This window comes from Burkholderia sp. Tr-20390 (genome assembly GCF_017104595.1).
Classification (GTDB): Bacteria; Pseudomonadota; Gammaproteobacteria; order Burkholderiales; family Burkholderiaceae; genus Burkholderia.
The window spans coordinates 1-19,540 of the sequence record NZ_JAAGPC010000111.1 but is presented as its reverse complement, the minus strand read 5'-3'; the positions used below and the strand labels follow the sequence as shown (position 1 = coordinate 19,540).

Genomic DNA, 19,540 nt, shown 5'->3' with positions numbered 1-19,540 from the left:
TGTTTGCCGCGAACCCGCCGGGCCCGCGCTCTCAGGTCAAATGCCCGTCACTCACGACTGCTCGTCCGGCCTCACGCCCAGCAACTCACGAATATGCGACAGCGAGCCGTCGTCCTTCACGACGCTCTCGAGCCACTTGTGCAGCGGCATGTCGGCCCATTCGGCGGCCTTGTCGGCGAGATACGCGACCGGGCTGTGCGGCTCGGTCTGGCGGAAATAGCGGGCGACCGCACGCAACTGGTCGACGGCCTGCGCACGGTTCTGGATGCCGGCGATCATCTGCGTCACCGGGGCGCGCGGAACGGGCTGCGGCTGCACGTGAGTCTCCTCCGTCTGGATCGGGTTGCCGAACACCGGCTCGATACGCTCGGGCTGCGCCTGCTGCGCCCCGGGCGTGTGCGGCGCGCTGCCCGTATAGCCCTGCTCGCGCGCAAAGCGCTCGGCGAGCCGGTACACGGTCTCGAACGCGTCGCGCGCCTGCCGGAAGCTCGGCGCCGAATCGCCCGCGCGCTCGACGAGCCGCTCCTCGAACGCATCGAGCGCGAACTCGAACGCCTTCAGGTTCGCGAGCAACGCGGTGTAGAACGCGATCGACGTCACGCGCCGCGACGAATCGATCTGCTCGATCGACGGCTTGCCGCGTGCGATGTCGTCCGCGTGTTCGGGGTCGCGCTTGATGGCCTGCGCGACGTGCTGCGCCACTTCCCAGTCGAGCGTGCTGAACGCGTTCGACGCGCCGTCCGTCATCGGCACCGCGCGCAGCAGCTCGGCCGTGCGGCCGGACAGCCACGCGACGTTGCCGAGCCGGTGCTCGGTGTCATCGTCTTCCGGCAGCGGGTGCACGGTGTCCCAGAAGTCGCGGCACAGGCCCTCGAGCAGCGCATAGCCTTCGGTGAGGCCGGTGATGCCGTCTTCGAGCGCGAGCGCCTCGGTCAGCCACACGGCAAGCCGCAGGTCCTTCGTGCGCGTGCGCAGCAACTCGCCCGCATGGTCGACCACGAAGCCCCAGTCGGCCTCCTTGATCTCGGTCACCCACTCGCCCTGGTCGAGCGTCGGATCGTCGTAGCGCCGCGCATCCTGGATCGCGTCGAATTCGTTCGAAAACAGCAGGTCGTCGCCGCTGGGCGACGCATCGCTGATCGGCGTCAGCAGCTCGGGGAGATTGATCGGCATGATTCTGTCAGTTCATCAAATGCTTGCGTTGCACGGCCGCGCTCATTCGACGGTGTACGTGAATTCGCCGGCCTCGTCCGCGCGCACCGCGATGCGCGCGATGGCCTCGCCGTCGGCGATCCGGCCGAGCACGTGGCCCGCGATCTCCGGCAGCAGCGTGCCGTTCAGGATGTGGTCGACGTTGCGGGCGCCCGAATCGACCTCGGTGCAGCGCGCGAGCACCGCCTCGACGAGCGACTCGTCCCATTCGAACGCGGCCTTGTGGTTCGCCTCGATCCGGCGGCGGATCCGCTCGAGCTTCAGCTCGATGATCTCGGCCAGCACGTCGTCGGAAATCGGGTAGTACGGCACGACCTTCATCCGCCCGAGGAAGGCGGGCTTGAAGGTCTTGTACAGCTGCGGGCGCAGCGTCTCGGCGAGCGCGTCCGGATCGGGCAATTCCTCGGCCGGCTTGTTCAGGCACGCCTGCATCACCGCGGATGAACCGACGTTCGACGTCAGGATGATCAGCGTGTTGCGGAAGTCGATCTCGCGCCCTTCCGCATCGTCCATCGCGCCCTTGTCGAACACCTGGAAGAACATCTCGAGCACGTCGGGGTGCGCCTTCTCGACCTCGTCGAGCAGCACGACGGAATACGGGTTGCGGCGCACGGCCTCGGTCAGCACGCCGCCTTCGCCGTAGCCGACGTAGCCCGGCGGCGAGCCCTTCAGGCCCGACACGCTGTGCGCTTCCTGGTACTCGCTCATGTTGATCGTGACCATCTTGCGCTCGCCGCCGTACAGGATGTCGGCCAGCGCGAGCGCCGTCTCGGTCTTGCCGACGCCCGACGGCCCGACGAACATGAACACGCCGCGCGGCTTGTTCGGATCCTCGAGGCTCGCGGTCGCGGTGCGCACGCGCTGCGCGATCGCTCCCAGCGCGTGATCCTGACCGATCACGCGCGCGGCGAGCAGCGGCTGCAGGTTCAGCACGGTGTCGATCTCGTCCTTCACCATCCGGCCGAGCGGAATGCCCGTCCACGCGGCGACGATCTCGGCCACCACGTGGCCGTCGACCTGCAGCGGCACCATCGGCTCGCCGCCCTGCAGCGCGTGCAGCGCCGCGACGCGTTCGGCGAGCGTGTCGCGGGTGGCCTGCACGTCGACCGGCTGGCCGTCTTCCGACGGGCCGCGTGCCTTGTCGAGCGCTTCGCGCAGTTCGGTGATCTCGGCGACGATCGCGCGCTCGGCTTCATAGCGCGCCTCGTCCTTCGCCAGTTGCTCGAGCGCCGTGTCGCGCGTGCCGCGCAGCTCGCCGAGCCGCTCGTCGTGCGACGCGCCGCCCGCTGCCTCGCGCTCCAGCGACGCGATCTCCGCGTCGATCCGCTCGATGCGCTTCTTCGTGTCGTCGATCGCTGCTGGCGTCGCGCTGTGCGCGAGCGCGACCTTCGCGCACGCGGTGTCGAGCACGCTGATCGCCTTGTCCGGCAGCTGGCGGCCGCTGATGTAGCGGTGTGACAGGCGCACGGCCTCGGTGATCGCATCGTCGAGGATCCGCACGTTGAAGTGCTTCTCCATCAGGCCGGACATCCCGCGCAGCATCGCGGCCGCGAGCGGCTCGCTCGGCTCCTCGACCTTCACGACCTGGAAGCGCCGCGCGAGCGCCGCGTCCTTCTCGAAGTACTTCTTGTATTCGCTCCACGTCGTCGCGGCGATCGTGCGCAGCTCGCCGCGCGCGAGCGCCGGCTTCAGCAGGTTCGCCGCGTCGTTCTGGCCGGCCTGGCCGCCCGCGCCGATGATCGTGTGCGCCTCGTCGATGAACAGGATGATCGGATGCGCGCTCTTCTTCACCTCGTCGATCACGCTCTTCAGGCGGTTCTCGAACTCGCCCTTCACGCTCGCGCCGGCCTGCAGCAGGCCCATGTCGAGCACGTGCAGCGCAACGCCGCGCAGCGGCGGCGGCACGTCGTCGGCCGCGATGCGCAGCGCGAGGCCCTCGACGACCGCCGTTTTGCCGACGCCGGCCTCGCCGGTCATGATCGGGTTGTTCTGGCGGCGGCGCATCAGGATGTCGATCGCCTGGCGGATCTCCGCTTCGCGGCCGATCACCGGGTCGATCTTGCCGTCGCGTGCGCGCTGCGTGAGGTTGGTCGTGTACGTGTCGAGCGCGGGTGTCTTCGACGGGCCGGACGCGGGCACCAGGCCGTCGGCGGCCGGCGCGACGTCGCTGCCTTCGTCGTCCGCCTGACGCGGCTCGGCTTCGCTCGAGCCGGCCATGATCTCGTCGAACTTGTGCTTCAGGTCCGTCACGTTCATTTCCGCGAACTGCGACGACATCCGTTGCGCGAACTGCGCGAGATCGGGCGCGGTCAGCAGCGCGAGCAGCAGGTGCCCCGAACGGATGCGGCCGAGCTGCGAGTCGAGCGACGCGATCAGCCAGGCCTGTTCGAACAGCGCGATCAGGTGCACGGAGAACACCGGCGTGCGCGTGTTGCCCGTCTTCAGACGCGTCAGTTCGCGCTCGAGATCGGCGTGCAGCGCGTGCGGATCGACGCGGCTCGCGCGCAGGGCGAGCGGCAGGTCGCCCGTCGCTTCGTCGAGCAACGCGAGGAACAGGTGCTCGAGATCGACCTCGTAGTGGCCGCGCGCCAGGCACGCGCTCGCCGCCCGCTCGGTCGCGTGGCGGCACAGCGGGTTCAGTTTCGTGATCAGGGTCTTCAGAGGCGTGCTCATGGCGTCGATCTCAGGTTCGATTGCGTGTTTGTTGTCGTTCGGAATCAGTGAATCACGTGCAGTTCGTAGCGGGCGTCGGAGCGGTCCTCGACCGCGTCGCGCGTGCAGAGGAACGCGTCCCAGCCGAGCCGCGAGCCCGCGCCGAGCACGCTCGCGCCGACTTCGGTGCGCTTGAGCACGAGCTTCACTTCGTATTCGAGCGTGACGCCGGCGAGCAGCGTCAGCATCCGCTCCAGTGCGATGGCGTGCGCGCCGCCGGGCAGGAACGCCTCGTAGTCGCGCTTGGACAGCGGCCCGACGACGATCCGCGCGCGCATGTCGCGCTGCCAGACGCGTTCGCCGACGAGCGCCGTCGCGCCGAGCACCGCGTTGACTTCGCCGAGCACGCTCAGCTGGTCGGGCGGCACGTCGTACCACTTGCCGACGAACTGGTCGATCTTCACCGGCACGCGGAAGTAGTCGGACAGCGTGCGCTGCAGGTAGGCGGCCGACATCGGCCGGTGCCGCGCGGCGAGCGCATAGCCGGCCACGGCCTCGTCGAGCACGCCGCCCACGCCGGCCGCGAGACTGTCGCGCACCTCGTCGCTCGGCACGCCCGCGATCGCGAGCAGCAGCGGCAGATAGCGCTCGTCACGGTCGAGCTCGTAATGGAACGGCAGCCGGTATTTCTTCCACGCGGCATAGAACAGCGCGGTCGCGCGGTTCGAGAACACGTCGAAGAAGGCACGCGCCGCATGGTCGCGCTTCAGGTGCTCGCGCGCGACGATCTGCTCGGTGTAATGCAGCGGCAGCGCGCCCTGCCCGCCGAGCAGCCCGAAGAACGCGGGCGTCAGCTCGACGTGGCCGAGCTCACCGGCCGCGAGCGCGGCGCCGCGCGCCTCGCCCGTGTCGAGGTGGGTGCCGTCGTCGTCGAACGAACGCGCGCCTTCGATCTCGCTCGGCGGAAAGCCGAGCGACAGCGTGTTGCGGAATTCGATGCGCTGCGCGACCACGTCGCCCTGCCGCCACGCGCCGGGCGCGTCCGACGCCTGCCGCGCGAACAGCCCTTCGAGCACGCGCACCGCCTGGAAGAACTCGAAGCGGTGCGGTTCGTCGAGCAGCGCGTCGACTACGCCAGGATCGATTCGCCGGTCCGGGGCTTGCATCGGATGATCTCCTCGCCGGTGCGCTTCGACACGACGACTAGTTGAACGAAACTGTTGAGGTGCACGTACAGCCCGAAGAAGCTGTCGAGCACGCGCACGAACGAGGCCAGGCTCGCGCCGACGAAGTGTTCCTCGTCGATCGTCAGGCGGATCTCGATGCCGCGCACGAAGGTCGCGAACGGCTTGCCGGGCAGCCACTGCACGGCGCCGCGCTGCTCGATGCCGGCCAGGCCGTCGATCTGGCGCATCGACACGGCGGTGCGCCGCAGGTCGTACAGCGTCAGCATTTCCTTCAGCGGCGCGAGGCCATGCGCGACCAGCGACACGTGATTGAGCGCGAGATGCGACACGAGCCGCCAGTGCGCGGCGCGGCCGCGCTCGAAGCGCACGCTCTGCGTCGGGCGGCGCAGCAGCGAAATGCCGCTCGTCTGCGCGCCGCCTTCCTGGAACAGGTCGCCGCCTTCGAGCCCGAACGCGAGCATCGCCGGCAGGTCGCGGTTCGTGCAGGTGAGGTCGAGGCTCAGCGTGTCGGTCTGCGGCGACGTCGGCTCGAAATCGATGTCGACGATCGAGATCTCGGTTTCGTAGCCGGGGCTCTTCTGCGCGACCCAGTCGTTGCGGCGCGCGAACCAGTAATGGCCGATCCGCGCCGATTCACCGTGGTGCAGCGAATAGAACGGCCGGAACTCGATCACCGACTCCTCGTGCGCCTGTTGCCTCACGAGCTTCACCGAATCGATCGAATACACCTCGTACGCGAACGCGCGCCGCGCCTCGGCGATCACCGGGTAGGACACCGCGCGGTGCGTGATGCGGATCGGTTCGCCGTGCTGGCGGAACAGGTTGACGATCGGCGTGCAGAACAGCCGGAAGTGGCTCGCCGTCAGCAGTTCGAGCAGCCGCGCGACGTGCGAATCGCTGCGCACGTCCTGCAGCACGAGATGCAGCGTCGCGCGCTGGCAGCGGCCGCTCGCGCGCGCGATCGCCGCGATGTCGAAGTCGACGAAATCGAACTTGTCGGGGAACGCGAAGTATTCGGTGAGCAGGCGGTACGCGGGATGCGATTTCGCCGGATAGTCGATCAGCGCGTCGTCCTCGTCGAAGCCGGCATGCGCGATCGGCAGCTTGCGCAGCGCGGTCCAGCGGCCGTTGCGCTCGGGCTCGACATACGCGCCGAGCACGTTGACGAACAGGCAGTCGGTCAGCGCGGCGACGAACGACTGTTCGCCGTGCAGGTGCGCGCGCAGCGTCGGCAGCTTCAGCGCGCCGAGATCGAGCTGCGCGGCGAGCGATTCGAACGTGATCGAGATCACGCCGGTCGCGTTCGACGGCAGCACCGTCGCGCTCGGTGCGAGCGCGACCGGCGTGTAGCGGGCTTCCGAGATGCGGATCGGCGCGAGCGTCACGTCATAGGCGGTACGGAACCGGCACTGCACGCCGCGGATCGGGCGGCTCTTCAGCTCGGTGCCGCGATCGATCACGACCGGTTCGGTCTGCTGGCCGGGCGACGCCGGCGTGAACTGCGCGATCGAGCACGACGGGAACGGCCGCAGGTAGTGCGGATACAGCACTTCCAGCAGCGCTTCGGTGAATTCCGGGTAATCGTCGTCGAGCTTCTTGTTGATGCGCGCGCCGAGCAGCGCGAACGACTCGATCATCCGCTCGACGTGCGGATCCTCGCAATGCTCGCCGGACAGCGCGAGCCGCGCCGCGATCTTCGGATAGCGTTCGGCGAAATCTCGCGAATAGCGCCGCAAAAACGATAATTCGCGCTCGTAATACGGCAGCAATTCTTCCATCGACGACCCCGAACCTCAATATTTCCTGCCGGACCCTGATCCACCACCGGGCGGTCCGGCCCGCTCGGCGGCTTGATTTACTGCATTCTTGCGGCGCGTGCGCGCGTGACCGAATACTGCAGCGTCGAGGGCTGCAGCATCGCGTCGAAACTCACCGGCTCCTCGGCCGGGTGCACGACGAGCAGCGCCTGGATCGCGAAGTAAAGCGCGTTGGTGGCCTGCTCGTTCAGCTCGAACGTCACCTGCACCTGCTGCAGGCGCGGCTCGTGGCGTGCGATGGCCTGCTGGATCGACTTGCAGATGAACGCGCGATCGTAGTGACTCGCGAGGCTCAGCCCCGCGAAATCGTTCAACCCGTAGGTCAGCACCGACTTCTGGCACTCCGGCAGCGTGGCCAGCTCGTTCTCGGTGTGGGCGATACGGGTGTTGAGGATCGCCTCGACGTCGCGGGCGACCGTGTTCTTGAGCTCGTCCAGCGACAATTGCCGCATCGCTGCCGAGGCCGGCAGGTGCGGTTCGTCGTCGAACAGCTTGTCGAGAAAACTGGGTTCGAATCGTTTCATCGGCCGGTATGTACAGCGAAAACGGCAACGGGACGCCGAGCGCCCCGTTGCCGCAACCGACCTTAGACCGCGTAGGTCTTGTCGTTCTTCGTCAGACTCCAGGCGCCTTGCGTGTTGCCGCCCTGGTTGCCGCCGATCTTCTGCTGGGTTTGCTTCCACTGCACAGCTGCGTACTTGAGCGAGAACGTCTCGAGCGGCAGACCTTCTTCGCGAACGCTCGGGGCGATGCTCGAGATGATCACGTACTTGAGCTTGACTTCCAGATACTGCACGCGCTTGCCTTCACCGTCAGCGCGCGAGAAATGGACCGTCACCTCGTCGAACGTGGTGCCGCCCGAAGCGTGTTGGTACAGCAGCGGGCTCGACGAATCGATTTCCTTCGTGAAGATCATGTCGCCGTGTTCGCAACGCGTCATCGTGTGACCGCCAGCGGTCGATGCGGTTGCCGAACGCGGCTGAACGATCGAGTGATCCCACGATTTCAGCTCGATCCAGCCCTGGTGGTCCTTGTCCGCGGATTCGCCCTTCACCGCGGGACTACCAAACTGCAAGTGCATATGTAACATGGCCCTTCGACTCCCCAAAGAGGTGGTTTTAACGTCCTACCCAGGCGGCCCGCCCGGGCGATTTACTCGCTTATGAATTTGCCGGTTTGGGCAGATCAGCGACAAGTCGCAGAGAAATCGAGAGTTCGTCGAGCTGAAAGTGCGGGCGCAGGAACGCGACCGAACGATACGAGCCCGGCTTGCCCGGAATCTCCGACACTTGTATGGATGCCTCGCGCAGCGGAAATTGCGCTTTCTGTTCCTGCGAGGCGTTGTCGTCGAGCAGGACGTATTGCGAAATCCACCGGTTGAGGAAAGTCTCCACGTTCTGCGCCGATGCGAAGCTGCCGATCTTGTCCCGCATCATCGCCTTCAGGTAGTGCGCGACGCGCGATACCGAGAAGATGTACTGAAGCTGGGCGGACAGGACGGCGTTCGCATTCGCGCTGTCGGTGCTGTATTTCTTGGGTTTCTGCACCGACTGCGCAGCGAAGAACGCGGCGTAATCTGAGTTCTTGCAATGGACGAGCGGGATGAAGCCGAGGTCGCTCAGCTCCTTCTCGCGGCGATCGGTGATCGCGATTTCGGTCGGGCACTTCAGCGCGACTTCACCGTCGTCGGTCTTGAACGTGTGGGTCGGCAGGTCCTCGACGAGGCCGCCGCCTTCGACGCCGCGGATCGCCGCGCACCAGCCGAAGTCGTCGAATGCGGCCGTCAGGCGCGCAGCGAACGCCCACGCGGCGTTGCACCACAGGTACTTGTCGTGGTCGGTGCCGTCGACGTCCTCGACGAAGTTGAAGTTCTCCGCGGTCTGGCCGTCCTTCGGATTGAACGGCAGGCGGCCGAGGAAGCGCGGCAGCGTCAGGCCGACGTAGCGCGAATCTTCGGCGTCGCGGAACGACTTCCACTTCGCATATTCGACCGTATCGAACACCTTACCCAGGTCGCGCGGCTTGCCGAGGTCGGAGAACGACTCGAGGCCGAGCAGCTCGGGCGATGCCGACGCGATGAACGGCGCATGCGCGGCCGCCGCGACGTGCGACATCTGCTCGATGAAGTACATGTCTTCCGGCTGGCGCGAGATCTCGTAATCGCCGATCAGCGCACCGAACGGCGAGCCGCCGAACGTGCCGAATTCTTCTTCGTAGACCTTCTTGAACAGCGCGCTCTGGTCGAACTCGCTCGCGCCCTTGAAATCGCGCACGAGGTCGCGCTTCGGCGCGTGCAGCGCCTTGATCTTGATCGTCTGGCCGGTGTTGCTTTCCTTGACCAGGTAGTCCATCCCGCGCCACGTGCTTTCGAGGCGCTGGAATTCCGGCGCGTGCATCACCGCGGAAAGCTGCGTGGAGATCAGGCGGTCCAGTTCCGCGACGCGCGCGTCGATCGTGGCCGACAGGTTGTCCGACACGATCACCGTGCCGTCGAGCACCTGGTGCACGAGTTCGCCGATCAGGTCCTTCGCACGCGCATGCTCGGAATCGGATTTCGCGACCTTGCTCTTCTCGACGATGTCGTCGAGCAGCGAGGTCCCGGCGGCGTAATCCGCGCCGCTCGCTTGGGCCGCAGCCGTTTGCTGGTTCATCTCAACACTCCGTCGTCATTCGCCGTCTTTGTCGCCGCCCGCGCCCTTCGCGAGCTCCTGCAGCTGCTGCGTGTTCTTCAGCACCTCGGACAGCAGATCCTCGAGCTTGTCGTTGCCGGCGAGCTTGTTGCGCAGGTCGGCGAGCTTCGAGCGCGCCTCGAGCAGGCGGCGCAGCGGCTCGACCTGTTCGACGACTTCGTCCGGGCTGAAATCCGACAGCGAACGGAACTTCAGGTCGACCGCGAACTTGCCGCCTTCCGGGCTCAGGCGGTTTTCCACCTGGAACGCGGCACGCGGCTCGATCGCCTTCATCACGTCGTCGAAATTGTCGCGATCGATGTTGACGAATTTACGGTCGCGCAGCTTCGGCTGCTCGATTTCGGACTGGCCCGCCAGATCGCCGACGACCCCGACGACGAACGGCAGTTCCTTCACCTCGATCGCATCGCCCTTCTCGACCTCATAGGTCAATTGGACGCGCGGCGGCCGTATTTTCTGCAAGCTTTTCTGAATGCTTTCTTTCTTGGCCATCTCGACGGCTCCCAGGTTAGTTGTGGTTATCGCGTCAGTCTTGCGGTCAGTTGCGCAGTGCGCCGAACGGGTCGGCGCCGCCCTTTTGCGGCGTGGTGGGCGGCGTCGGCGTGCTGGTCGCCGCTGCTTCGGCCGCCGGTGCACCGCCGGTCTTCGCACGATGAACGACACGGCGCGTCTGGCGCGGCTTCACGACCTTCGTTTCCGGCGGGAACAGCGCCGATTCGCCCAGCGTGTCGCGCAGCTGCTTCGCGAGCGCCTGCGCATCCGACTTCGCGTCACCCGCGAGCGACGAATCCTGGCGCAGCTCGCCGAGCGACTGCGTCGCGATCCGCAGGCCGGCCACGGCCAGCACGCTCTTCGCCTGACGGTCGGTCGCGTCGCGCTGCAGCGCTTCCTGCGCGGCAACGATTGCCTGGCCGTAATGGTTCTGGGCGAACTGGATTTGCGCGATGCGCGACCACGGCTCTTCGCGCGTCGGATCCGACTTCGCGAGCTGCTGATACAGGCCGAGCGCCTTGTCCTGGTCCCCCGCCTTCGCAACTGCGTCCGCATCCGCCAGCGACTTGTTGAACACTTCGGCAGTCGGCGGCGCCGGAGGCTGGCTCGCACAACCGGCGATCACGCCGCAAGCCACTACTACCCCAGACAGTTTTGCGAAGAGACGGTCTTTCATCGTTATATCCACCGGCGCGTGAGTTTTAAATCGTTGAGAATCTGGTTCTTTTGCTTTGCAAGAAGCGCGCGGGTATAGTACCGATCAATTTTTCATAATTCAATCGTCGTGTGAAGAGTAATTCCTTTTAAAACCGGGCGCTACCCCCTCCAATGGCCTCTCGCAGCGGGCTCGCAGCGATTTTTCTTTGGGCCGGGACGGGCAAGTTTTACTGGTTTCGCGACGCGCCGCCCGGACGGTGGCAAAAATTTCCGGGCGCCTGCCTCGACGCGGGCGTGCTTAATAGTTGAACAGTGCAATGCCGGGGACACGCAGCGAACGCGGAAATACCCGGCAGATTTGACAGGGATAAAAGGCAGCCCGCCGGAAATACGATGAGATCGTTGATGATTCGCTACGCGCTGCCACTGGTTGCCTGCGCGCTTCTGGCCGGATGCGCGGCCGCCCCGCTGCTCGGCTCGGCCGCGAGCGCCGTGATGTCCGCGGCCGGCATCGGCAAGCCCGAGGTGCCCGACGCGCAGAAGCCGCCGCGCAACCTCGGCATCACGCTGGCCGCCGCGCCGAACCTGAATGCCGCGACCGACCACAAGCCGCTCGCGCTCGTCGTGCGGCTCTATACGCTGAAGGACCCGACGTCGTTCCAGCAGGCGCCGTTCGATGCATTCACGGATCCGACCAAGGAAAAGGCCGCACTGGGCGCGGATCTGCTGAACGTGCGTGAAATCACGCTGATTCCGGGCCAGCGCTATACGGCGACCGAGAAGGTTTCGCGCGAAGCGCAGGCATTCGGCATCGTCGCGCTGTTCCGCGATCCCGCACTCCAACGATGGAAACTGACGTTCGACCCGGTGAAGTCGGAGAAATCCGGCATAATCATCGGCCTGCATAATTGCGCGATGACGGTCACCGACGGCACTGTCATCGCACCGCAACAGGGTGCGCCTTCACAACCGCTGAATTTGCTTTCTTCGGTCTCCTGCGGTTAAACAATGACGCACGAATGTCAATTAACAAGAGTTAACAATTGGCGATTTAATTCGGGCACGAACAAATCGATTACATCGCAACGCGACATTAACCGGATTTGACATGAGTTATTCGGCCAAGGTGCTGTGGGGGGAAGGGCTGTTCCTCCGGCCTCAACACTTTCAGCGACAGGACGCGTACCACGAAGCGCGCCTGTTCGAATCGATCCAGGCGATCCAGCCGTACAACTGGGGCGTGCGCTCGGTGCGCATCGACCGCGATGCGCTCGGCAGCAACGTGCTGCGGGTGGCCGAGCTTGCGCTCGTGTTCCCGGACGGCGCGCTGTATGCCGCGCCGCAGGCCGACGACCTGCCGCCGCCGATCGCGCTGGACACGCTGCCTGACGGCATCAACGAATTCGTGTTCTATCTCGCGCTGCACCCGCTGCGCGAGAACGGCACCAACTACAGCGACGATCCGGCCGCCGGCTTCATGACGCGCTTCGTCAGCGAGCAGACGAGCGTCGGCGACAACTTCACCGACGCCGCGGAAGCCGACATCACGTTCCTGAAGACGCAGGTCAAGCTGATCGCGCACAGCGAACCGCGCGACCAGCTGCTGTCGGTGCCGCTCGTGCGCGTGCGCCGCACCGCGACGTCCGGTTTCGAGATCGACGACAGCTTCGTGCCGCCGTGCCTCGCGATCGACGCGTCGCCGATCCTCCACCAGCGGCTGCGCCAGCTCGTCGACGCGCTGCAGGCGAAGGTGAACGCGCTGTACGGCTTCCACCGCGAGCCGTCGAAGAACATCATCGAATTCCGCTCGGGCGACATCGCGTCGTTCTGGCTGCTGCACACCGCGAACGCCGCGTTCGCGACGCTCGCACACCTGCACCAGCATTCGGCGCTGCATCCGGAGCGGCTGTTCCAGGAACTGCTGCGCCTCGCAGGCCAGCTGATGACGTTCTCGAAGGGCTATACGCTGGCTGATTTGCCGGTGTACCGCCATGACGACCCGGGCCCGAGCTTCGCGCGTCTCGACCTGATGCTGCGCGAGCTGCTCGACACCGTGATCTCGACGCGCTACTTCGCGATCACGCTCGACGAGGTGCGCCCGTCGTTCCACCTCGGCCGCCTCGATTCCGGCAAGATCGACGACAAGACCGAGTTCTACCTGGCGGTGTCCGCGGACATGCCGAGCGTCGAGCTCGTCGATGCGGTGCCGGCCCGCTTCAAGGTCGGCGCGCCCGACGACGTCGACAAGCTCGTGCTGTCGGCCATGCCCGGCGTGCGGCTCTCGTACACGCCGCAGGTGCCGCCCGCGATTCCGGTGCGCCCCGGCGCATGCTACTTCGCGCTCGATTCGCGTAGCCCGCTGTACGAGCGCATGCTGCAGGCCCAGTCCGCGATGATCTACGCGCCGACTGGCATCAATGACCTGAAATTCGAACTGATCGCGGTCACATCATGAGCTACGCGCCTTCCCTGTTCGGCGACAACGCGCCGGCCCCGCTGCATACGCCGGCGTCGACGGACGCCTCGTTCCAGGCCCGTTCGCTGCTCGACCTGCTGTACGACGGGTTCTTCATGCTGTTCCTGCTCAAGAACGGGCGGGAGCCGGAGAGCGCGGGCGAGTTCAGCACGCGCATCCAGGAATTCCTGTCGGACTTCGAGCGCGGCGCGAAGAAGCTGAATATCGCCGCTGAAGACGTGTACGGCGCGAAGTTCGCGTTCTGCGCGGCGATCGACGAGATGGTGCTGTCGTCGCAGTTCAAGATCCGCACGGAGTGGGAACGCCGGCCGCTGCAGCTCGTGCTGTTCGGCGAGCAGCTCGCGGGCGAGAAGTTCTTCCAGTATCTGGAGGAATGTCGCGCGCAGGGTGCGGCGCGGCTGCAGTCGCTCGAGGTGTTTCATATGTGCCTGCTGCTCGGGTTCCAGGGGAAGTATCTGCTCGAGGGGCCGGAGAAGCTGGCTTACCTCACCGCACGGCTGGGGGACGAGATCGCGCATATGAAGGGTAAGCGGGCCGCATTTGCGCCGCATTGGCCGCTGCCGGATCAGATCGCGCATCGACTCAAGCGTGAGGTGCCGGTTTGGGCGATCGGGGCGGTTTTTGCGCTGGTTGCGTTGCTTGGGTATCTCGGGCTCAACACGTATCTCAAGGACAAGACGCTGCAGGCGCTGGCGCCTTATTCCCAAGTCATCAAGGTCGGGCCGGAGTCGGCGAATTTGACGATTTCGTTGCCTTGAGGGGTGGGCTTCGCTCCGGCGCTGATGCTGCATGAAAAAAGGACCGCTTGGCGGTCCTTTTTTGTTTGTGGCGTGCTCGCGGTGTGACGTCAGAACAGGATGAACGCGTCGTTTTCGACGTAGAACACGAACGCGTCGAATAACTGCGCCACGCTCGGTTCATCGATCTGATCGTGCGCGTTGATCACGATGTCCTCGATCGTCGCGCTGTCCAGCGTCACGTGCCAGCCAGGCTGCCGGGCGACGGCCGGCACGGCTTCGTCTTCAGCGTCTTTGGTGTCTTCGGAGAATGCCCCCTCCGTGTCGAGCGTCCATGGCATCGGCGGGAGATAGAGCCATCCGGAGAAATCGCCCGGGTGTTCGAGAATGTATTTCAGCGACACGACGGTCGCTAGGGTGGTCGACATGGATATTGCGGTTGTAGCTGGAGGGAACGTGTCGGAACAGCGGTGTGGCGACTGCACGAATGTGCGTACGCCTCAGCGCCTGTATCAGCGAGCCGTGATTATGCCCACTTAGTAACGCTCGTGCCTTCCTCGCCCATGCGAAACCATACGAACAAACATCTCCAACGGAACGAAGCTACGAATACAGCTACCGGCCCAGACAATGCGTCGGTCCGCATGCTCGACCATACAAAAACTGATCATGCCGAGCGCCGGAAATACACGATTTCAAACATGTCGATCCAGTACACGATCCTCACCGGATGCTACCGAAACGCGCCTTCGCGCGAAGAATAATGGATAGTCATCCGTGTCGACGCCGAACCAACGGTCAGGGCTGGTAGCGAACTGTCTCGTAGATTTTCGCCATGCCCTGTTTCGCGGGACTTTCGTTGGCGGCCAGACCCGACGAGAAAATGATGCACGTCCAACCCTCACCGCAAGGCTTGCTCGCGATCAGGTCAAGCCGATGTGCATACACCCGGTCGTCCTTGAAAATCTTGTGCGAGTAGCGCGATGCGAGCGCAGGATACTTTCCGTTCAGCATGATCGGCTCGTAATTCGCTTTCGTGTACTGAGCAGGTTTGTCATCGACTTGCTGATTGTAGAGATAAGCTGCCGTACCCTTTAGCGTCGGCGCAACCTTGGTGCGCACAATCTGGACAGTGACGCCCAGTGTCAGTATCTCGAATGCCGCCTTGTCGGCTTCGATATCGACTCCCTGTCCGTCCGTATCCTCCAGCCGGCCACTCCACGTAACCGTCCAGTTCGAAGGAAGCTGGAAACTTACGCCGCTCGCCGCGTAAGGTTTGAGATGCACCAGATCGGGCGCGTCCGCCGCCCTCGAATCGGTGTTATCGGCAGAGGCTGCCGTCGCAATTGCTAGCAAGGCGAATGCGAGAAGTGAACGCCACATGAAGAATCCTTATTTTATTTGGTTCGCGTCAAGTCGGGCGCAGGAAGCATAAAAATCGACTTAAGATAGCCCCCCTTAAATCACACCACAATTAGCCCCACCCGCAACCCAAGAAAATCACTTCAACATCCTGATCACCATCAATCTCCCCCATCAGCCCAATGTAAATTATTTTTAAATCGCGTGACGGCGCTCCCATTTTCCAAGACTTCCCCGCCAAACACTTACGTCGTCAATCTTTGGTAGATCTTGCTCGACGATCACCGTGTAACGGTAACGTTGCTTGAGCCCTTTATGCCTAATTGCCTCGATATTGGTTTTATTCCCAGAATGTACCTCCGTGTCAACCAAAACGGTCTGATCGTACTCGGGTGGCTGTCCCGTTCCGAGAGTATCGAGTCTCGCCGCACCAAGGGCACTCAATGCTTTCGCGCTGAGATTCTCGGAGAAAATTTCCGTCAACTTGAGCTTGGCATCTTGATTGATTTTCTCCCGGTAATTCGGGTCTTGCTTGTACGCGTCGCTCCTCTTTTCAGCATGGAAGTTCGTTTCCCACTCCAACATCTGACGGATAAAGGTTTGTAGTCGATCAATCGGTGACATCGTCTTACTCCTTCCTCAACACTTACATGGACAGGGATTGGGGAAGACTCGCGATTCAGTCTGCCCGTCAATTCTGGCTTGATAAAGCATGACGCTCAGCCCATCCACAAGTCCAATTGGATCTCTGCAAATGAACTGCCGCCCGCTTGGATCGCAATATCTGTGCCGGCTACCCCCAACCGACCGGCAGTACGAACACATCGAATTTCCGCCAAAAACTCCTTCAGTATAATTATTTTATTCACGCAAATTACGCCTCACGACTTCTGCAATCTCTCAACTTCCACTCTCAAATCATCAATCGCCCCATTCAAATCTCCAAACACCGAATCCTCCTCACCCAATCCTCCGCCACCATTAACAAACCCAACAATCCCGTCCCAAATTGATCTCAGTAACTCAACAGACGAAAAAGGCCCCATTCTCTCTCCCGCCGATTCGATATACACGCCCCCTCCGCTTACACGAAACACAACCGAGAACGATGAATCAACAGCCACAAAATTGACATTTCTCTTTTTACCCAAAACCAACAATGAATCAATCAACCCAACCATTGACAGATAGATCATCATCCTCAATCGCCCATCGCTCTTTGATGATATACACCTCCCATTAGAACGAAAACTCATCTCCCCCAAATCAAATCCAGACGGATCACCTTCACCGATTCTCTCCACATTAAACTGAAGCATCCTGTTCACTCTCAACCGGGAAAACGGTAATTGTTCTGTTTCCATCATGAGAATCAAAAGTACCTCTAACTCGAGACCTTTTTCCGCCTACTTTCATTCTCTTTTCATACGTCTGAATTCTGCGCTTCGGATCAGATATGCGAGTTCCGTTCTTCACCAAGCACTCGCATACACTCCGGAGCTCTTCTCGGGTCGTACTTCGTGGAAATAGATCGCCTGCGCCCGATATGTGTGTCCCACTGATATGACGTTCGTCAATATGACGCCATCCTTCCTTACTGTTTCCGTCTTCGATGCGTGGCTTAGGTTCTTTTCGACCGGATAAACCAAACGGGTCGATCCAATCGACCGGGTTCGGTGCGTACTGGAATGCATTCAGTCCGCCTTCCAACCCAATCGGGTCCTTGCTGACGAACCGCCCACTGTTCGGATCGTAGTACCGATACCGGTTATATTGCAGCCCCGTCTCATCATCAACCTGCTGCCCTTGAAACCGCAACAGATTCCGCGGCACGATCCCCGCCGCCTTCGACGCCCGCGCGATCACCTCCCGCGCTTCTCCCCACGCCTTATACGACGCCTCCCACACCACATCGCCTTCATCATCCGTCAGCAATTGCGGCGTGCCGATCTGGTCGCAGTGGTAATAGAACGCGTGCGCCTCACTCACCCGCTCCGGCAACCGTTGCAACGGATCGTCTTCCGGTACATAGCGATCGGTCTCACGGCGTGACGGCGTCTCGAACCCGTCTACCGACGCACTCACGCACTGCACCATCGGCACGAACGAACCCGCTTCGTAAAGGTAATGCGTGCTGCCCTGCTCCCCGCTCTCATACGCCAGCGTGTCGCCATCCCACCCGAACACCGTGCGCTCGCCGTTCACCTCTTTCGCGATGCGACGTCCCAGCGCATCGTAGTAGTACCGCGACTCGCTCCTGCGAGCCCTCGTCAACCGTCGCTACAGTCATCCGATTGAACGCGTTCCACTCGTAACGCTGCTCACCCGCTGGCGATCTGCGATGCACGAGATTGCCGCGCGCGTCGTACGCGAAATGCTCCCCCGCGTATTGCTTCAACAAGTTGCCCAACACCTTGGACACTTCCGCGGGGAACGTGCTCTCCGTAGCACGTACCGGACTCGGCCGGCTCTCCGTGCGAGGCGGCTCAACACGTATCGGGTCGATAATGTTGCTCGCCGGATCGAACGCGAACCGCTCCTTGCCCGCCGGTCCGATCGACTCCAGCAACCGTCCGACCGGATCGTAACGATAGTCCGTCAAACCTCTGCGATTGTCTTCAATCTGCACGAGTTGGCCGGCCGCGTCATAGCGACACCGGCGCTCTGCCAGCGGCGCGGGTGCATTCGCACGCTGTACGGTGCGCTGCGCCAACCTGCCTGCACGGTCGTATGCCGTGTGTTGATCGATCTTGCTCGGCAGGGTACGCAATGTTTCCCGATGCAGATCATCGCGCTCGATCTGAACGAGTTCCTTGCCGTCCAGCATCAGCCCGTGGACGTGTCCCGAGCCATACGTGAGCCAATCGACGGCATGGCCGTCCGGCCTGACCGTTCTGATGCGGTTACCGATTTCGTCGTACTGGTGATGCCACACGAAGCTCCGGCTCGCGCCGAACAGGTCGTAAGCGTGATGCTCGCGCACCAGATTGCCGACGGGGTCAAAGAACCGTTGAACGCGGCTATATCGATTGCTGGCCTCGATCAATCGTCCCAGCGGATCGTAGGCGAAACGCTCTGCCTCTTCGCCGACCGACCGGCCATCAAGCCGCCCACCGCGATCGTAGGGCATCGTCATGACCTGTCCCGCCTCGTCGACCGACTCGAGACGGCTGCTCGCGTCGTCATACGAATAGCGCGTCGCCTTCCCGTCGAAATCGATCTCCTCGATCAATCGGCCTGTTGCGTCATAGCGGAACGTGTAATTCGCGTGATTCTGGTCGGTCAGCCCGACGATCCGACCGAGCCGGTCATAGCGATACGACAGCGATTGCCCCAATGCATTGGTGCGGATATTGATCCGCCCGCTCGCGTCGTAGCCGTAACGCGTGTTGCGGTTCAGCGGATCGACATGCGTCAGCAGACGCCCTTCCGCGTCGTAGCTCAACTTCTCGCGCCCCGCCGGCGACACGACTTCGATCAACTGGCCATTCGCGCCATAACGGTATGCAGTGACCCCACCCTCCGCATCCTTCGCTTCCGAGAGGCGACCCTGGGCGTCATACGCCCACTGCGATGTCTTGCCCGAGCAGTCGGTATAGCTGGTCAACTGGCCGACTTCGTCATACGTCAGCGCTTTTGCGCCCCCCTTGGCATCCTTGATCCGGGTAAGCAGTCCTCGCTCGTCGTACGCATACTCGGTCTTGTGGCCGAGCGGATCGACCTCCGCAACCGTGTTCCCCGCATCGTCATATTCACGCAGCCACTGGTGTCCAAGCGGATCGGTCACGCGGACAAGCTGGTCCTTCTGGTCATACGCCATCTCGACCACGCTGCCGTCGGTACGTTGATGGCGGACGAAGTTGCCGCGCACATCGTATTCCATGTGCTCGACGGTACCGTCGCGATGGATGTACTGAACGAGTTTGTCGTTCGCGTCCCGGTACATCCACTCTTCGCTACCGTCCGGATGAATCACACGGAACGAATAACCCTTGCTGTCGTAGTAGTGGTGCGTGACATTGCCAAGCGCATCGGTCACGCTGACCATCCGGAAGTCCGGATGCCACGCCAGGCGAACCTCATCGCTGCCGTCATCGGCGAATTCGCGGAAGCATTTTGCCTTCGGCCCGTTGACCTTACCCCGCCGAGTACACCATTCGTAAGTTAGTGGGCTCGCCGGTTTTCGGTTGATGCAGTTGCCGGAATTGGTCCGGCGCCAGTTGCCCAAGGGCACTATGCGGACGCACCGAGTTGTAGT

General features: G+C 63.1%; 16 protein-coding genes and 1 pseudogene. 3 read left to right on the top strand and 14 right to left on the bottom strand.

Going from position 1 to position 19,540, the window contains the following annotated elements:
• Positions 1–51 precede the first annotated feature (51 nt).
• From tssA to G3N98_RS25590, 9 genes are all read right to left on the bottom strand, one after another.
• Complete coding sequence (tssA, locus tag G3N98_RS25630) at positions 52–1,173, bottom strand: type VI secretion system protein TssA (protein ID WP_206149540.1); 1,122 nt, start codon at positions 1,171–1,173, stop codon at positions 52–54.
• A 42-nt stretch (positions 1,174–1,215) separates the two neighbouring features.
• Positions 1,216–3,885, bottom strand: coding sequence for a type VI secretion system ATPase TssH (gene tssH, locus G3N98_RS25625; RefSeq protein ID WP_206149539.1), 2,670 nt, complete (start codon positions 3,883–3,885; stop codon positions 1,216–1,218).
• Between the two features lie 44 nt (positions 3,886–3,929).
• The gene (tssG, locus tag G3N98_RS25620) at positions 3,930–5,030 is read right to left on the bottom strand and encodes a type VI secretion system baseplate subunit TssG (protein WP_089424358.1); all 1,101 of its coding nucleotides are present in this window, start codon (positions 5,028–5,030) and stop codon (positions 3,930–3,932) included.
• Entirely contained in the window at positions 4,994–6,829 is a 1,836-nt protein-coding gene (gene tssF, locus G3N98_RS25615; RefSeq protein ID WP_089424357.1) for a type VI secretion system baseplate subunit TssF, read from the bottom strand. Before tssF ends, tssG begins: the two co-directional genes overlap by 37 nt.
• A gap of 77 nt (positions 6,830–6,906) precedes the next feature.
• Entirely contained in the window at positions 6,907–7,392 is a 486-nt protein-coding gene (tssE, locus tag G3N98_RS25610) for a type VI secretion system baseplate subunit TssE (protein ID WP_021161818.1), read from the bottom strand.
• A 62-nt stretch (positions 7,393–7,454) separates the two neighbouring features.
• Complete coding sequence (locus G3N98_RS25605; RefSeq protein WP_006477093.1) at positions 7,455–7,958, bottom strand: type VI secretion system tube protein Hcp; 504 nt, start codon at positions 7,956–7,958, stop codon at positions 7,455–7,457.
• A gap of 70 nt (positions 7,959–8,028) precedes the next feature.
• Positions 8,029–9,519, bottom strand: coding sequence for a type VI secretion system contractile sheath large subunit (gene tssC / locus G3N98_RS25600; protein WP_011350759.1), 1,491 nt, complete (start codon positions 9,517–9,519; stop codon positions 8,029–8,031).
• Positions 9,520–9,534: 15 nt separating this feature from the next.
• Positions 9,535–10,050: a type VI secretion system contractile sheath small subunit gene (gene tssB, locus G3N98_RS25595; RefSeq protein WP_111015434.1), complete on the bottom strand. Its 516-nt coding sequence runs from the start codon at positions 10,048–10,050 to the stop codon at positions 9,535–9,537.
• A 46-nt stretch (positions 10,051–10,096) separates the two neighbouring features.
• Complete coding sequence (locus G3N98_RS25590) at positions 10,097–10,726, bottom strand: tetratricopeptide repeat protein (RefSeq protein WP_089424356.1); 630 nt, start codon at positions 10,724–10,726, stop codon at positions 10,097–10,099.
• A 374-nt stretch (positions 10,727–11,100) separates the two neighbouring features.
• Here G3N98_RS25590 and tssJ point away from each other — a divergent pair, with 374 nt between their 5' ends.
• From tssJ to icmH, 3 genes are all read left to right on the top strand, one after another.
• Entirely contained in the window at positions 11,101–11,712 is a 612-nt protein-coding gene (gene tssJ / locus G3N98_RS25585; protein WP_089424355.1) for a type VI secretion system lipoprotein TssJ, read from the top strand.
• A 103-nt stretch (positions 11,713–11,815) separates the two neighbouring features.
• Entirely contained in the window at positions 11,816–13,162 is a 1,347-nt protein-coding gene (gene tssK / locus G3N98_RS25580) for a type VI secretion system baseplate subunit TssK (protein WP_039352024.1), read from the top strand.
• Positions 13,159–13,941 carry a type IVB secretion system protein IcmH/DotU gene (gene icmH, locus G3N98_RS25575; RefSeq protein ID WP_089424354.1) on the top strand — a complete coding sequence of 261 codons (783 nt, stop codon included), beginning with the start codon at positions 13,159–13,161 and terminating at the stop codon, positions 13,939–13,941. Before tssK ends, icmH begins: the two co-directional genes overlap by 4 nt.
• Before the next feature lie 89 nt (positions 13,942–14,030).
• On the opposite strand, the gene G3N98_RS25570 is transcribed toward icmH, so the two are convergent.
• From G3N98_RS25570 to G3N98_RS39920, 5 genes and pseudogenes are all read right to left on the bottom strand, one after another.
• On the bottom strand, positions 14,031–14,348 hold the full coding sequence (locus G3N98_RS25570) for a hypothetical protein (RefSeq protein ID WP_206149538.1): 318 nt from the start codon (positions 14,346–14,348) through the stop codon (positions 14,031–14,033).
• A gap of 370 nt (positions 14,349–14,718) precedes the next feature.
• Positions 14,719–15,303, bottom strand: coding sequence for a hypothetical protein (locus G3N98_RS25565; protein WP_206149537.1), 585 nt, complete (start codon positions 15,301–15,303; stop codon positions 14,719–14,721).
• Between the two features lie 174 nt (positions 15,304–15,477).
• Entirely contained in the window at positions 15,478–15,906 is a 429-nt protein-coding gene (locus G3N98_RS25560) for an NTF2 fold immunity protein (protein ID WP_206149536.1), read from the bottom strand.
• Between the two features lie 257 nt (positions 15,907–16,163).
• On the bottom strand, positions 16,164–16,481 hold the full coding sequence (locus G3N98_RS25555) for a hypothetical protein (RefSeq protein WP_206149535.1): 318 nt from the start codon (positions 16,479–16,481) through the stop codon (positions 16,164–16,166).
• A gap of 439 nt (positions 16,482–16,920) precedes the next feature.
• A pseudogene (locus tag G3N98_RS39920) lies at positions 16,921–19,402 on the bottom strand (RHS repeat-associated core domain-containing protein); the annotation flags it as partial.
• Positions 19,403–19,540 lie beyond the last annotated feature (138 nt).

What these genes read in the sequence shown, in the direction of transcription:
- tssA (WP_206149540.1), bottom strand. Translation starts at nt 1,173, where the DNA reads ATGCCGATCAATCTCCCCGAGCTGCTGACGCCGATCAGCGATGCGTCG.
- tssH (WP_206149539.1), bottom strand. Translation starts at nt 3,885, where the DNA reads ATGAGCACGCCTCTGAAGACCCTGATCACGAAACTGAACCCGCTGTGC.
- tssG (WP_089424358.1), bottom strand. Translation starts at nt 5,030, where the DNA reads ATGCAAGCCCCGGACCGGCGAATCGATCCTGGCGTAGTCGACGCGCTG.
- tssF (WP_089424357.1), bottom strand. Translation starts at nt 6,829, where the DNA reads ATGGAAGAATTGCTGCCGTATTACGAGCGCGAATTATCGTTTTTGCGG.
- tssE (WP_021161818.1), bottom strand. Translation starts at nt 7,392, where the DNA reads ATGAAACGATTCGAACCCAGTTTTCTCGACAAGCTGTTCGACGACGAA.
- G3N98_RS25605 (WP_006477093.1), bottom strand. Translation starts at nt 7,958, where the DNA reads ATGTTACATATGCACTTGCAGTTTGGTAGTCCCGCGGTGAAGGGCGAA.
- tssC (WP_011350759.1), bottom strand. Translation starts at nt 9,519, where the DNA reads ATGAACCAGCAAACGGCTGCGGCCCAAGCGAGCGGCGCGGATTACGCC.
- tssB (WP_111015434.1), bottom strand. Translation starts at nt 10,050, where the DNA reads ATGGCCAAGAAAGAAAGCATTCAGAAAAGCTTGCAGAAAATACGGCCG.
- G3N98_RS25590 (WP_089424356.1), bottom strand. Translation starts at nt 10,726, where the DNA reads ATGAAAGACCGTCTCTTCGCAAAACTGTCTGGGGTAGTAGTGGCTTGC.
- tssJ (WP_089424355.1), top strand. Translation starts at nt 11,101, where the DNA reads ATGAGATCGTTGATGATTCGCTACGCGCTGCCACTGGTTGCCTGCGCG.
- tssK (WP_039352024.1), top strand. Translation starts at nt 11,816, where the DNA reads ATGAGTTATTCGGCCAAGGTGCTGTGGGGGGAAGGGCTGTTCCTCCGG.
- icmH (WP_089424354.1), top strand. Translation starts at nt 13,159, where the DNA reads ATGAGCTACGCGCCTTCCCTGTTCGGCGACAACGCGCCGGCCCCGCTG.
- G3N98_RS25570 (WP_206149538.1), bottom strand. Translation starts at nt 14,348, where the DNA reads ATGTCGACCACCCTAGCGACCGTCGTGTCGCTGAAATACATTCTCGAA.
- G3N98_RS25565 (WP_206149537.1), bottom strand. Translation starts at nt 15,303, where the DNA reads ATGTGGCGTTCACTTCTCGCATTCGCCTTGCTAGCAATTGCGACGGCA.
- G3N98_RS25560 (WP_206149536.1), bottom strand. Translation starts at nt 15,906, where the DNA reads ATGTCACCGATTGATCGACTACAAACCTTTATCCGTCAGATGTTGGAG.
- G3N98_RS25555 (WP_206149535.1), bottom strand. Translation starts at nt 16,481, where the DNA reads ATGATGATCTATCTGTCAATGGTTGGGTTGATTGATTCATTGTTGGTT.